This is a genomic window from Salinibacterium sp. SWN139 (assembly GCF_015864625.1).
Lineage (GTDB): Bacteria > Actinomycetota > Actinomycetes > Actinomycetales > Microbacteriaceae > Rhodoglobus.
Genome location: NZ_JADYWV010000001.1, coordinates 221,193 through 234,624 on the forward strand (window position 1 = coordinate 221,193; position 13,432 = coordinate 234,624).

Consider the following 13,432-nt stretch of genomic DNA (forward strand, 5'->3'; position numbering starts at 1 on the left):
ATGGCCACTTCGGGCAACAGTGCTGCCGCCTCCCATGTGGGAAAGGTTCGGGCTAACAACCAGGACAGTGCGTACGCCGGCAGTCACCTCTTTATCGTCGCGGACGGCATGGGTGGTCATGCTGGCGGTGACGTCGCCTCCGCAATCACTATCAAGCATGTTGTAGAAGCCGACCACGTTTTTGAGACAGCGGAAGAAGCAGCTCAGGCGCTGCACGACACTCTGCTCGCCGCCAACCGCATCCTCTCTGACACCGTTATCGAGCACAATGAGCTCACTGGCATGGGCACCACGGTCAGTGGAATGGTTCGTGTCGGCAACAAGATGGGCATGGCCCACATTGGTGACTCGCGCATTTATTTGTTGCGCAACGGCACGATGAAGCAAATGACTCACGACCACACCTTCGTGCAACGTCTGGTCGAAAGCGGCCGTATCACCCTCGAAGAAGCGGCCGTGCATCCGCGGCGATCTGTCTTGATGCGGGTGTTGGGTGACGTTGATGCGTCGCCCGAGATCGACACCGAAGTTTTTGACACCCAGCCCGGTGACCGCTGGTTGCTGTGCTCCGACGGTCTGAGCAGTTTCGTTACTGAAGAGAAAATCGCGGCAATCCTTCGCCGGGTAACCGACTCGGAGGTCGCGACCGAGCGTCTCGTTCAGGCTGCTCTCGATCAGGGTGCCCCCGACAACGTCACCGTTGTATTGGTGGATGTCGGCGACGACGCGTCGTCAGCCCACGAGCCGCCGCTCATGGTTGGTTCCGCAGCCTCCCCGCTCTCATTCGAGCCGACAATCGTGAAGAAGCCGGTTCGTTTGCCGAACCTGTTGCTGCACCCATTAAAAGCGACGCAAACCGACGACAGCCACTTCGAGCCCGAGTCTGACGAGTACTACCAGGCCATCATCCGCGAGGATCGCCGCCGAGTTCGCCGCCGCCGCATTTCGTGGATTACCTTCATCACCCTCACTATCGCAGCGATCATTACGGGTCTAGTTCTGGGCTACCAGTACACGCAACAGCAGCACTTCGTGGGGACGGATGACGGCAAGGTTGCTATCTATCAGGGTGTGCAGCAAAGCATCGGCCCGATTTCGTTGTCCCACGTTTACCAAATCACCGACGTTCGCGTTGTTGATCTTCCCCTCTATTTGCGCTCGAGCGTTGAGAACACCATCAATGCGAGTGACCTTGAGGATGCCCAACGCATTGTAGAAATGTTGTCTGATGCCCGTGTCCCCTAGCGCTGACGCTCGGGCCTCAGCGGCGGCCGGCCCCCGAGCTATCACCGAAAACATCCGTCTTAAACTGCGGGTTCCTGCGCGCCTGCGCAACCTCGAATTGCTGCTGATCATTGTCGCAATTGGCATCAACTTGGGCGCTATCGCTCTCGTGCAATTGGGCGCGATGGGCCACCTTGGCTACACCGTCTTGGGCCTCTCGGGATTGCTAGGTGTGCTCGTATTCGCGATGCACATCACGCTGCGCAAAACAGCGCGGGATGCCGACCCCCTGATTCTGCCCATCATTACGGTGCTCAACGGTCTCGGTATCGCCATGATCTACCGCATTGATTTGGCGGACGAATCTACTGGCTGGGGCAGCGGCGGCGTTCGCCAGATCGTCTGGACCGGCATTGCGATCATCATCGCCATGGCGGTGCTCATCATCATCAAGAATCACCGAGTGCTGCAGCGCTATCGCTACATCGCAATGTTCAGCGGTATCGCCCTGCTGCTGCTGCCGCTTGCGCCGGTCATTGGCGACACCCGATTCGGCGCCCGCCTCTGGGTTCAAATCGGTGCGTTCTCTTTCCAACCGGGCGAACTCGCGAAGATCGCTCTCGCGGTGTTCTTCGCTGGGTATCTCGTCTCGGCGCGTGATTCGCTCTCTATGGTTGGTCGCAAGTTCCTGGGGATGACCTTCCCTCGCGCCCGCGACCTCGGCCCCATCATCGTTGTCTTCGTCGCATCCATGCTCGTGTTGATCTTCCAACGCGACATGGGAACAGCGTTGCTCTACTTCGGGCTCTTCCTCGTGATGATCTACGTCGCAACAGGGCGGTCGAGCTGGATTCTGCTCGGAATGGCCATGTTCTTGGGCGGCGCTTTTGTCGCTAGCCGCTACCTCACCTACATTTCTGGCCGTATTGACGCCTGGCTCGATCCCTTCAATCAGGAGGTCTACGAGGCAACCGGAGGAAGCTACCAGTTGGTTCAGGGCCTTTTCGGTTTCGCTGACGGTGGCCTCATCGGTACCGGGCTTGGACGAGGCAGCCCCGAGATAACCCCCCTCGCCGAGAGCGACTACATCGTCGCGTCGCTCGGCGAAGAACTGGGACTTATCGGCATCTTCGCAATTCTGGCGTTGTACCTTCTGTTTGTGTCTCGTGGATTCCGTATCGGCTTTGCCGGTCAAGATGATTTCGGCCGCCTCTTGGGTGTCGGTCTCGCTTTTGTGATCGCCCTCCAGGTCTTTGTCGTTATCGGTGGCGTCACACGCGTGATTCCCTTGACGGGTCTCACGACCCCGTTCTTGGCCGCCGGTGGTTCATCGCTGGTCGCCAACTGGATCATTGCAGCGCTTTTGCTGCGCCTCTCTGACACCGTGCGTCACCAGCCGCAGCTCGTTATTGAGCCCTCGATCGAAAACCGATTGGTGGTGGGACAGTGAACCGCGAACTCAAGCGAGTAAGCGCCGTCGTGCTTCTCATGTTTGTGAGCTTGTTCATTTCAAGTTCAGTGATTCAAGTTGTCACGGCCGACAGCCTGCAGGCGGATGGTCGCAATGTGCGCACGCTCTACGCAAGCTACTCGGCCGAGCGTGGCCCCATCCTCGTCAATGGCGAACCAATCGCATTTTCAGAGCCTGTGGATGACGAGTTCAAGTTCTTGCGGGTCTACCCGAAGGGCGAGCTGTATGCGCCGATCACCGGCTACCTCACTCTGAACCAGGGCAACACTGGTCTCGAAGATTCGCTCAACGACTACCTCAGTGGTTCCTCGAACGATCAGTTCTTTGATCAGGTGAACTCAATCCTCACCGGACAGAACCCCACCGGTGCTGCTGTCGAGCTCACGATCGATCCTGTGATTCAGCAGGCTGCCTGGGATGCCCTTGGAGACCTCAAGGGCGCCGTAATCGCTATCAAGCCCGATACAGGCGAAATCTTGGCGATGGTGTCCAAGCCGTCGTATGACCCCAACGAGTTGGCCGTTCACAACACGAGCGAGGTCATCGATGCGTATGACCGCCTGCTCGCTGACCCGGATGACCCGTTCTATAACCGCACACTTGCCGGACCGTTGGACCCTCCCGGATCGACGTTCAAGCTCGTCGTCGCTGCTGCTGCTCTCGAGAGCGGCGACTACACCGCCGACAGCACGTTCCCGAACCCTGCAGAGCTGCAGCTCCCCGAGAGCACCTTCGTCATCAGCAACTCCGACAGCGCGACGTGTGGCTCGGGCAGCACCGCATCAATCGCTACGGCAATCCGGCTCTCGTGCAACATCCCGTTCGCTCAGTTGGGTGCAGAGCTCGGATCTAACGCGATTCGCGAGCAGGCCAACCTGTTCGGTTTCAACGAGAGCGTCTCTGTGCCGCTCGCCTCGACCGAGAGCGTTTACCCTAGCGCGCTTGACGCTCCCCAGACCATGCTCTCCGCATTCGGTCAATCCAGCGTTCGCGCGTCCCCCCTGCAAATGGCAATGGTGTCGATGGCAATCGCCAATAGCGGCACTCTGATGCAGCCCAATCTTGTTGAGAGCATCGTGTCCTCCGATCTCACAACCATCCAATCCTTCGAGCCAACCCTGTTCAATCAGGCAATCAGTCCGCAAACCGCGGCTGCACTCACCCAGATGATGGTGGATGGGGTCAGTAACGGTGCGGCGAACACTGCCAGTATTGATGGGGTTGAGGTTGCAGGTAAAACCGGTACAGCAGAAAACGGAGAAGGCGAGCCATACACCCTATGGTTCACCGGATTCGCGCCGGCAAATGATCCAGAAGTTGTTGTCGCGGTAGTTGTTCAAGACGGTGGCGGACTAGGACAGTCCGGCACATCGAGTGGGCTCTCCGCACCAATTGGGCGTCAAGTACTAGAGGCGGTGCTAAACAGATGAGACCAACTAGTGGACTCACATTCGGCGGTAGATACCAGCTTTCCAGTCGCGTAGCGATTGGTGGCATGGGCGAGGTCTGGCAAGCAACAGACCTCGTGATCGGTCGAACGGTTGCGATCAAGATCCTCAAAGACGAGTACCTCGGGGACCCCGGGTTCTTGGAGCGTTTCCGTGCCGAAGCGCGCCACGCTGCTCTCGTCAACCACGAGGGCATCGCCAACGTCTTCGACTACGGCGAAGAAGAGGGCAGCGCCTACCTCGTCATGGAACTGGTTCCTGGCGAAGCGCTCAGCGCCATCCTTGAACGTGAACGCGTTCTTGACCCCGACCGTGTTCTCGATATCGTGTCTCAGACCGCCGCCGCGCTTCAGGCTGCCCACGCTGCAGGTCTCGTACACCGCGACATCAAGCCCGGAAACCTTCTGATCACACCAGAAGGCCGCGTCAAGATCACCGACTTCGGTATCGCCCGCATCGCCGATCAGGTGCCACTGACCGCAACCGGTCAAGTCATGGGAACGGTGCAATACCTCTCGCCTGAACAGGCCAGTGGTCACCCCGCCTCCCCGACAACCGACATTTACTCTCTTGGAATCGTCGCCTACGAAGCCCTCGCTGGCCGCCGCCCGTTCACGGGCGAATCGCAGGTCGCGATCGCGATGGCACAGATCAACGAGACTCCACCCGAGCTGCCGATGACGGTATCCGAACCGGTGCGCAATCTTGTGTACGCGTGCTTGGCTAAGTCACCCGGCGACCGCCCGGCATCCGCTTCTCACCTGTCTCGCGCAGCACAGTCGTTGCGCCGCGGGGATGTCGCTGCTGCAGCCACCGCGGTTCCCGGCATCTTGGGCGATAACTCTCATGCCGCGACCGTCGGCCTTAACTACGGCAACAACACACAGGCGACTCGCGTTCTCACGACCGCGAACCCTGCCGGCGCAGCCGTCACCCCGGGCGAAGTTCTCGAGGAGACCAAGCGTCGCAATCCGTGGACCTGGCCGATCGTTGCGCTCATTTCCCTGCTGGCCGTCGTCTTGATCGGTGCGATCATCGCGCTGCTCGCGAGCCCGGGCGATGAAGAGCCCGTGGCAACAAGCGCATCGCCGAGCGCTACCGAGTCTGCGGAGCCTTCGCCGGAACCCACGCCCACAGTAGTCGCGCTCAGCGAAGATGAACTCTTGGACCGCAAGCAAGATGCGGTCGCGCAGATTCTCGAAGACAAAGAGCTCGTGCTCGATGCTCAGATCGGCACCGAGGCACCGTCGTCTGAAAAGGTTGGTTTCTCGTACCAGGCAGCCCCTACCGGCAACGTCTCTAAGGGCGAAACCATCACGGTCTACTTCTACGACAAAATTGCGGTGACTCCGGACCCGACGCAGCCTTCTGCGACGACGTTGACCCCACTCGGCCCCTACTACGGAGACGAACCTGTCACGGTGAAGTGGACGACGTATGAGGGTTGCCCTGCTGGTCATCCGCTAACGTCATTCAACTTCCTCGTGGTGGGCGGCCCCAACGCTGGAGCTTCCAGCTATGCCGCCGGCGTGAGCCAGTTCGACATCGTGCTGCCGTCGAATGAGGGCGACACTACAAAGATCTCGTACACCGCAGTGTGTACCGATCTTGAGTCGCCGTCTTCTGAGCCGGTCACGGTCACGATCGTTGCCGGTCCGTGAGGCAATATCACTACTCGCAACGGATAGACTGAGTCGGTACAGACCCCACAACAAACAGGAGTGAACCAGTGAGCGAAGGCGTGGCAAAGGGCGTACGCCAGCTCGCCGGGCGATACCAAATTGGCGAACTTCTTGGCCACGGCGGTATGGCTGATGTTCACTTGGGAATGGACACGCGGCTAGGTCGTCGTGTGGCGATCAAGCTGCTCAAGCCGTCGCTGGCGAACGACCCTGCGTTCCGTACCCGTTTTCGGCGGGAAGCTCACGATGCCGCAAAGATGGCGCACCCCACCATCGTGCGAATTTTCGATGCTGGCGAAGAGTCCGTAATCGATGAGACGGGTCATGAGACCCTCATCCCGTTCATCATCATGGAATACGTCGACGGGCGTCTGTTGAAAGACATCGTGGCTGAAGGCCCGATTGCTCCCGACGAGTCAGCACGCATCGTCTCGCAAGTACTCACGGCTCTTGAGTACTCGCATCGTGCTGGAGTCGTTCACCGCGATATCAAACCCGGCAACATCATGGTCACTAAGAGTGGCCAAGTGAAAGTCATGGACTTCGGCATCGCCCGTGCGGTTTCTGACTCCGCTGCGACGATCGCTGAGTCGAGTGCCATCGTCGGCACCGCCCAATATTTCTCTCCCGAGCAGGCTCGTGGCGAAGGGGTGGATGCCCGCTCCGACCTCTACTCCACCGGCGTTGTTCTGTTCGAGCTTCTCACCGGGCAGCCGCCGTTCACTGGAGCAAACCCGGTCGCCGTTGCGTATCAGCACGTGAACTCGGAGCCAGTGCCCCCGAGCACGATGGTTGCCGCTGTCTCCCCTGCTCTCGATGCTGTCGTACTGCGGTCGCTCTCGAAGGATCGCTTCGACCGCTACCAGAGTGCTGCCGAGTTCCGCACCGACCTTGAGGCAGCTGCTGCCGGCTCGGTTCCGGAACGCAAGCAACTCGCATCCACCGATTTTAATTCCACCCTCTTCGGGGTCAACCCGAATAGCACTGCCGGCAGCGACGCCACCTTCCGTCAGCTCGCGGTCGATGAGAACGATCGCACTCCGCGCACCCAGAACCGTCCTCCGGTTGCCTGGATCTGGGGCGGAATTGCTCTCATGGTTGTCATCATTGTCTCTGTCGTCGTCTGGGCCTTCAGCCTCACTCCGGCTCAGCTCTCTGGAACCAGTGCAGTGGACGTTCCGGATGTCGCGAGCCTGACTTACGAAGAGGGTGCCGCTCTGCTCACAGAGCTCGACCTCATTCCGAAGCGGGTCAATCAGGCCAGCGAGACTATTGAAGAGGGCATCATCATCCGCACAGATCCTGGCCCCGGCCAGACTGTGCCTCTCGGCCTCGAAATTCAGGTTGTTGTCTCGCTTGGTCGCACTCCGGTGACCGTGCCGAATGTCAGCAACATGCAAGAAGAAGCGGCGATCAAGCTCCTCGAGTCGGCGGGGCTGGTCTACGGCACAACCTCCCAGACCTATTCGCCCAATCTCAGCAAGGGCACCGTCATCAGTTCCGACCCCCGCGGGGATGCGGAGCGCACCTCAGACGGTGAGGTAATCCGCGAGGGTGAAACTGTAAACCTCGTCGTGTCCAATGGGCTCGTGCAGGTTCCTGATGTCACCGGCAAAGACATCGGTGAAGCGAACACGACGCTCACCGGCCTGCAGCTCAGCGTGAAGTTGAGTGCGGACTTCGGATGCTCCGGCAATACGGTCAGCTACCAATCAATCGTGGGCGACCAAGCTCAGAAGTCCGAGATCACGCTGCAGTACTGCGCTGGCTAAGACTGCGATAGTCTCACGCCTCACTGCTGAGCGTTACGGCATTTCGCCAGCTCCGGCGGCGTCTGCCGACGCTTCCTAGTTGTGAACGAGGGGCGTCAGCGTCTTCGCTAGCGCGGGCGCTTCAGTCATGCCGACGCGAGACAACCAGTTGCCGAGCATCAAGTAACCACCCTCGGTGAGCACAGACTCGGGGTGGAACTGCACTCCGTACACAGGCTGCGTTGCGTGCTGCACACCCATGATGATTCCGTCATGCGTGCGAGCAGTGACCACGAGGTCATCAGGCACAGTGCCATCAACGATGGCAAGCGAGTGATACCGCGTAGCGGTGAACGGCTGAGGCATGTCGCGGAAGATGAGGCTGTCATCATGTTCGATTTGCGACGTCTTGCCATGCATGAGCTCAGCCGCGTGAGTAACTGTGGCGCCGAGAGCCTCAGCAATCGCCTGATGCCCGAGACACACTCCCAGCAATGGCATACCCGAGGCAAGAGCTGCGTGCACGATCGGGATGCTCACGCCAGCGTCGGCCGGAGTGCCCGGACCAGGCGAGAGCAGCACCGCGTCGTAGTCCGCGAGAACGGCGGCCGCGTCATCCGCGCTGAAAGCGTCGTTGCGCACGACCTCGGTGGTAGCGCCGAGCTCAAGCAGATACCCGTTGAGCGTGTACACAAAGCTGTCGTAGTTATCAACGACGAGGATGCGGGTCACTGTTGCACCGTCGCATCCAGTGGAGTCACCAGCGGCAAAGCCCAAGGGAAGACCCACATGAACAGGGCAGCCACGATGGCCGCGGCCATCACCAACAACAGGAGAACGCGAATAATTGCGGGTCCTGGAAGCACCCGCCAGAGGGCAGCGTACATTAGCCAGCTCCTTCGAGATTGAGGGCGATCGCCGAGATCTCCGAGGGGGCACCCTCAGATCGCGGATACCAAGTGTCGTACACCGCGTAGGCGATGATGCGCTCGTCGGCGGTGTGGATGGGGTTGCAGCTCGTGAGCGTCATGATGCGATCACTGGCCGCTGCTCCCCCGAACTGTGGAACAGGCTCCAGAACTCCAACACCGGATGCCAGAACATATTCAAGAGAACGGTAAACGTAGCGGTACCAACCGGCTTCGGTCTCAACATAAATGCTGTCACCGAGCTGAAGCTTGTCGATATCGAAGAAGGGGTCACCGTAGCCGGTGCGGTGAGCAGCAACCGCAAAGTTGCCGACCTCGCCGGGCATTTGGGTTCCGGTGTAGTGGCCAACGCCTTGTGCATTGAGCACGCTGTAGAGGCTCACGCTTTCGGCGATCGGAATCGCGTAGTCCTCGCCAAAACGCGGAACGATCAACGTGCCGAAGGCGACTGCTTGTCCGGGAGCTTCGTCGACCACGGGCACGCCGGGGTCGGCACGCTCATCCGGCGCCAGAGTGACAGCTTCGCCCTTGCTCCACTCTTGGCTGAGCTCGAGAGCGTCATCGCGCTGTGCATTGCTGACGAAATAGCTGTTTACCCAGGTCTGCCAGACAAGAAAGAGCAGCACAACTACGCCGGCGGTAATGAAGATTTCACCGAGCACACCAATGAAAGAGATAGGGCGGCGGGGCTTCGCACTGCGCCGCACGCGGCGGCCGTCTTCGAGAACCATAGGCGCAATTCTATCCGCAGACTCTGGCTGGTTTCCGCGCGGCCGTTCAGCACTCAGGGCGTTCGCGCTAGAATCTCTCCCATGGCCCGTAACTCTGCAGAAAAATCATCGTCGCGTCCCGCTGAAGACGCCCCCAACGCGGTCTGGTTCAAGCCCGTCATGTTTGGCTTCATGCTGATCGGGCTCGCGTGGATCATCGTCTTCTATGTGAGCAACCAGCAGTTGCCTGTTGCATCGCTCGGCAGCTGGAACATCCTGGTCGGCTTCGGAATCCTCTTCGTCGGATTCCTGATGACAACACGGTGGCGTTAGAAATTACACGCGTGTAGTTATACCCAGTGTTAATAACCCTGTGGATAACTTTTAGTCAGCTATAGAACGAAGATCCGCACCAGTGTCAGGCTGATCAAAGCCGCGACGACGAGGGCCACTAACGCGATCTCCGAATTAGCGGATCGCTTATTCCTTTGGCGCACGAAGATAAGCGCGAGAACGGCACCCGTGACGAGTCCACCCACGTGGGCCTGCCACGAGATGTTCAATCCGGGAATGAAGCCAGCGACGAGGTTGATCACGAGCACGATCAGCAGCACGCGGTTGTTCACGCCCATACGGCGCTGAATCACGAAGAACGCTGCAACGATTCCGAAGATCGATCCAGATGCGCCCAACACGACCGAGGTCGGTGCAAGCAGCAGGACGGCAACAGAGCCACCCAACGCACTAATCAGATACAGCGCGATGAACCGCGCTCTACCCAGCGGAATCTCCAGCACGCGCCCAAAGATGAAGAGCGTGAACATATTGAAGCCGAGGTGGAAGATGCTGCTTGTTGAATGCAGGAAGGCCGAAGTAATCATCCGCCACGGCTCAATAGCCGTCAGAGGTGGATAGTACACGAGCGCTTGAGTCACGCCGAGACCCGGAATGAGCTGCAGCAGGAAGATTGCGACAGTGAGACCGATCAACGTGTATGTGACTACGGGTTTGCCCTCGGAGGCTCGAGCTGCGCGAACCAGAACAGGTTTGCGCTTCGGCCCGTTAGCGCGGGCTTCTTTAATGCACTCGGGGCAATGTACGCCCACAGCTGCCTGCGTTTGGCAGCTGGGGCATACGGTGCGCCCACATCGTTGGCAGAGTGTAAAACTTTGCCGGTCAGGATGCCGGTAGCAATAGTTGCCACTGGCATCCGGGGATGTGGTCACGAAGGTTAGACCTCGTCGATCGTGACGGACTCGATGACGATGTCGGTGAGGGGCTTGTCGCTGCCATCGGTGTCGACGGCTTCGATTGCGTCGACTACCTTGCGCGACTCGTCGTCAGCAACGGCACCGAAGATGGTGTGCTTGCCCTGAAGCCAGGGAGTAGCAACCGTGGTGATGAAGAACTGCGAACCGTTGGTTCCCTTGCCTCCGCGCGTTCCGGCGTTTGCCATGGCGAGGATGTAGGGAGCCGAGAAGTCGAGCTCGGGGTGGATTTCGTCGTCGAAGTTGTAGCCGGGGCCGCCGATGCCCTTGCCCAGGGGGTCGCCGCCCTGAAGCATGAACTGCTTGATGATGCGGTGGAAGATGACGCCGTCGTAGAGAGGCGCTGTGGTCTTCTGCCCGGTGGCGGGGTGGGTCCATTCGATATCGCCCTTGGCGAGACCAACGAAGTTAGCAACGGTCTTCGGCGCGTGGTTGCCGAAGAGGTTGAGACGGATTTCTCCGAGGTTTGTCTTGATCGTGGCAACTGCGGTGTGTTGAGACATAAGGTCAATTCTTACATAGCGAACCTGAGCCTCAGATCCTTGTTATTCAGGGGGCTCACAGGCAAAGCAGTGCGCACACAGAAGAGGCCATGGCAGTATGGACTCACCGTTCGACCATCTTTGGAGGTTTCCCGTGGCACTAACTCGCAAACGCCGGAAAGAACTCAAGCGCTTGAAAGGTCAAGCTGAAGACCTGTGGGCCGACCAAAAGGAGCTGCTTGATCACGCTTCTGCGGTTGTACGAGAGGCGAGCCATCAGGCCGCCAGTTACGCCCGCGAAGAAGTCAGCCCCAAGATTCACAACACGATCGACTCCCGGGTGAAGCCCGTTGTGTCGTCATCCGTTGCTGGAGCCCGCTCAGTGGCCGAGAGCACCCGCTCCAAGGTCAAGGGTGATGTGTTGCCTGCTGTCACGTCAGCGCTCGGCACAGCCCTTGCAGCTCTCGAAGTGGCCAAGAACCAGCAGGTTCGGGATGCGTTCGCTCGCGTTTCGGGTCTCGCTGCGACCGCTGGCGAGAAGACCGGGCTTATGAAGGCACAACCCCAGCCCAAGTCTGCCGGCTTCGGTCGCTACATTCTCATCGGCATCGGCGTCGTTGCTGCAGTCGGCGTTGCGTACGCCGCGTGGCAGACACTTCGCGCGGATGATGACCTGTGGATCGACGACGAAGCAGAGACGGCGTAGCCTTCCGCTGCTTCGCACCTCACACGGTGTAGCTCCAACCTCTAAAAGTTCTGGCCCAGTTCCCAACGAACTGGGCCAGAACTTTTTTGTCGTGCGCTGACCTTGCTAATCAAGTCCGCCATTCGCGAAGAGAATTTGGCCATTGATCCACCGTGCAGGGCCCGCGAGAAACGAAACTACCTCCGCGATATCGTCTGGCTGTCCCAATCGCTGAAGTGGCGCCGCTTGGGCGAGCTTCTCGATGGTGGCGTCGTCTTTGCCATCCAGAAACAGTGGCGTTGCGGTCGGCCCAGGAGCCACAGCATTGACCGTCACGTCCTTGCCGCGAAGTTCACGGGCGAGAGTGAGCGTCAGACCTTCCACCGCGGCTTTGCTAGCCGTGTAAGCGCCGTAGGTGGGGAATTGCGTGCGCGTCACCGAGGTGGAGAAGTTCACGATCGCACCGCCCGCCTGCACCCGTCGTGCTGCTTGTTGAGAAACCACGAACGTGCCGCGGATGTTGGTGCGGTGCATCCGATCCAAGTCATCGAGATCGAGTTCAACGATCGGGGCAAGCACCATGATTGCTGCCGTGTTCACCACGACGTCGATTCGACCGAATTCTGCCTCGACCGCGTCAAAGGCCGCGATCATCTCTTCCTCATCAGCTACGTCTCCCCCGACTGCAATTGCACGGGCACCCGAGGCGATGAGCTGAACTACCGTCTCATCGGCGCGAGCCTTGTTACCGCTGTAGTGCACGGCAACCGCAAAGCCATCCTGGGCGAGGCGCTCAACAACGGCCCGGCCTATTCCGCCCGATCCGCCCGTGACGAGCGCGACGCGGTCGAGCCTCGTGGTGGGTATACCCTCCGAGTCATCCCGCAGGGCATGGGTTGCTGGCGTGGGGTTCATGGCGTTCCATCGCTCTCGTCGACAGTGGTCAGATTCTGGATGCGGTCAAGCCAGTCATCGAGAAGCGCGAGTTCGTTTGCGCTGAAGCTTCCGCTCGCGACTAGGGGTAGCGCGGCCCGAAGCGTGATCGCGGCCGTCTGTGGTGCTGGGGTGCGCGTCACAGCCGCTCCAGACTCGCTCGTCGGTGCCGACGAATCAGTGCTGGCGGGATCATCCGCGTCCGCGTCCGTGTCCGTGTCCGTGTCCGTGAGAATCGCGGCCACGATGCTTTCGCGCATCCTTTCGGAGATGCCCTTGTCTGGGTTCTGCACGGGGCGAAGAATGAGTGCGAGTGCGACTCCGGTGTTTGCTGCCATCACTTGTTGTGCGGCGATGGCCGGGCTCACCCGAAGTCGTCCTTCCGCGGCGAGTCGTTCCAACACTTCTCGAAGCAGCCGAAGCGCTTCTGCCGCCGAGTCAGTTGCGACCGCGACGGTAGAGCCGAAGAGCAGGCGATACGCCTGGGGATTTGCGAGGGCAAAGGCGGTGTGGCTGTCCCAGCCTCGACGAAGGTCAACAAGAGGGTCGGCAGATTTCACTGCTGCGCGCTTCACGCTCAAGTAGCGGTCCCACACGTGGTCGACTGTTGCGCCGAGCAATCCTGCTTTGTCGCCAAATAGACGATAAAGCGCCGGCTGCTGAACCTGCGCTGCTTCGCACACCGCCCGCGTGGAAATATCTCCGTGGGGTGAATCGGCAAGCAGCTGGGCCGCTGCTTCGATTATCGTCGCGCGTGCATCCATGATATCGACGATAACACAGACATGTAATCATTGATAACAGAGTTAGTGCCGAGAATCACACGATCACATTGCACTCCCCCAGACA

The 13,432-nt window shown here is 59.6% G+C and carries 14 protein-coding genes; 7 read left to right on the top strand and 7 right to left on the bottom strand.

Translation table 11 applies throughout. The features are described from left to right. The 5 genes from I6E74_RS01070 to pknB all read left to right on the top strand — a co-directional run bounded on the left by I6E74_RS01070 (window position 1) and on the right by pknB (window position 7,597). Window positions 1-1,245 carry a Stp1/IreP family PP2C-type Ser/Thr phosphatase gene (locus I6E74_RS01070; RefSeq protein ID WP_197122257.1) on the top strand — a complete coding sequence of 415 codons (1,245 nt, stop codon included), beginning with the start codon at window positions 1-3 and terminating at the stop codon, window positions 1,243-1,245. Next, window positions 1,229-2,674, top strand: a complete 1,446-nt coding sequence (locus I6E74_RS01075) for an FtsW/RodA/SpoVE family cell cycle protein (RefSeq protein WP_197122259.1) — start codon at window positions 1,229-1,231, stop codon at window positions 2,672-2,674. The genes I6E74_RS01070 and I6E74_RS01075 overlap by 17 nt, the downstream gene beginning before the upstream one ends. After that, window positions 2,671-4,125 carry a penicillin-binding protein 2 gene (locus tag I6E74_RS01080; RefSeq protein ID WP_197122261.1) on the top strand — a complete coding sequence of 485 codons (1,455 nt, stop codon included), beginning with the start codon at window positions 2,671-2,673 and terminating at the stop codon, window positions 4,123-4,125. Before I6E74_RS01075 ends, I6E74_RS01080 begins: the two co-directional genes overlap by 4 nt. Beyond that, entirely contained in the window at window positions 4,122-5,804 is a 1,683-nt protein-coding gene (locus tag I6E74_RS01085; RefSeq protein WP_197122263.1) for a protein kinase, read from the top strand. The genes I6E74_RS01080 and I6E74_RS01085 overlap by 4 nt, the downstream gene beginning before the upstream one ends. Window positions 5,805-5,872: 68 nt before the next feature. After that, on the top strand, window positions 5,873-7,597 hold the full coding sequence (gene pknB, locus I6E74_RS01090) for a Stk1 family PASTA domain-containing Ser/Thr kinase (RefSeq protein ID WP_197122265.1): 1,725 nt from the start codon (window positions 5,873-5,875) through the stop codon (window positions 7,595-7,597). A 75-nt stretch (window positions 7,598-7,672) separates the two neighbouring features. On the opposite strand, the gene I6E74_RS01095 is transcribed toward pknB, so the two are convergent. Genes I6E74_RS01095 through I6E74_RS01105 form a run of 3 tightly spaced genes read right to left on the bottom strand, consistent with a single transcriptional unit; the run spans window position 7,673 to window position 9,236 of the window. Then, complete coding sequence (locus I6E74_RS01095; protein ID WP_197122267.1) at window positions 7,673-8,308, bottom strand: gamma-glutamyl-gamma-aminobutyrate hydrolase family protein; 636 nt, start codon at window positions 8,306-8,308, stop codon at window positions 7,673-7,675. Further along, window positions 8,305-8,463 carry a hypothetical protein gene (locus tag I6E74_RS01100; protein WP_197122269.1) on the bottom strand — a complete coding sequence of 53 codons (159 nt, stop codon included), beginning with the start codon at window positions 8,461-8,463 and terminating at the stop codon, window positions 8,305-8,307. Before I6E74_RS01100 ends, I6E74_RS01095 begins: the two co-directional genes overlap by 4 nt. Further along, a complete protein-coding gene (locus I6E74_RS01105) occupies window positions 8,463-9,236 on the bottom strand; it encodes a class E sortase (protein ID WP_197122271.1) in 774 nt (257 codons plus the stop codon). Before I6E74_RS01105 ends, I6E74_RS01100 begins: the two co-directional genes overlap by 1 nt. A gap of 81 nt (window positions 9,237-9,317) precedes the next feature. Between I6E74_RS01105 and I6E74_RS01110 the strand changes: the two genes are divergently transcribed. Then, window positions 9,318-9,548, top strand: a complete 231-nt coding sequence (locus I6E74_RS01110; protein WP_197122273.1) for a cell division protein CrgA — start codon at window positions 9,318-9,320, stop codon at window positions 9,546-9,548. A gap of 59 nt (window positions 9,549-9,607) precedes the next feature. On the opposite strand, the gene I6E74_RS01115 is transcribed toward I6E74_RS01110, so the two are convergent. Together I6E74_RS01115 and I6E74_RS01120 are read right to left on the bottom strand one after the other, a co-directional pair. Next, window positions 9,608-10,204, bottom strand: a complete 597-nt coding sequence (locus I6E74_RS01115; RefSeq protein ID WP_231601088.1) for a rhomboid family intramembrane serine protease — start codon at window positions 10,202-10,204, stop codon at window positions 9,608-9,610. A gap of 242 nt (window positions 10,205-10,446) precedes the next feature. Continuing rightward, complete coding sequence (locus I6E74_RS01120) at window positions 10,447-10,986, bottom strand: peptidylprolyl isomerase (RefSeq protein ID WP_197122277.1); 540 nt, start codon at window positions 10,984-10,986, stop codon at window positions 10,447-10,449. Between the two features lie 133 nt (window positions 10,987-11,119). Here I6E74_RS01120 and I6E74_RS01125 point away from each other — a divergent pair, with 133 nt between their 5' ends. Beyond that, entirely contained in the window at window positions 11,120-11,671 is a 552-nt protein-coding gene (locus tag I6E74_RS01125; RefSeq protein ID WP_197122279.1) for a hypothetical protein, read from the top strand. 105 nt (window positions 11,672-11,776) lie between these two features. Here I6E74_RS01125 and I6E74_RS01130 read toward each other — a convergent pair whose 3' ends face one another. Continuing rightward, window positions 11,777-12,565 (bottom strand): SDR family oxidoreductase, encoded by a 789-nt coding sequence (locus tag I6E74_RS01130; protein WP_197122281.1) that lies wholly within the window; start codon window positions 12,563-12,565, stop codon window positions 11,777-11,779. Next, window positions 12,562-13,347 (bottom strand): TetR/AcrR family transcriptional regulator, encoded by a 786-nt coding sequence (locus I6E74_RS01135; protein ID WP_197122283.1) that lies wholly within the window; start codon window positions 13,345-13,347, stop codon window positions 12,562-12,564. Before I6E74_RS01135 ends, I6E74_RS01130 begins: the two co-directional genes overlap by 4 nt. Between the last annotated feature and the right edge of the window lie 85 nt (window positions 13,348-13,432).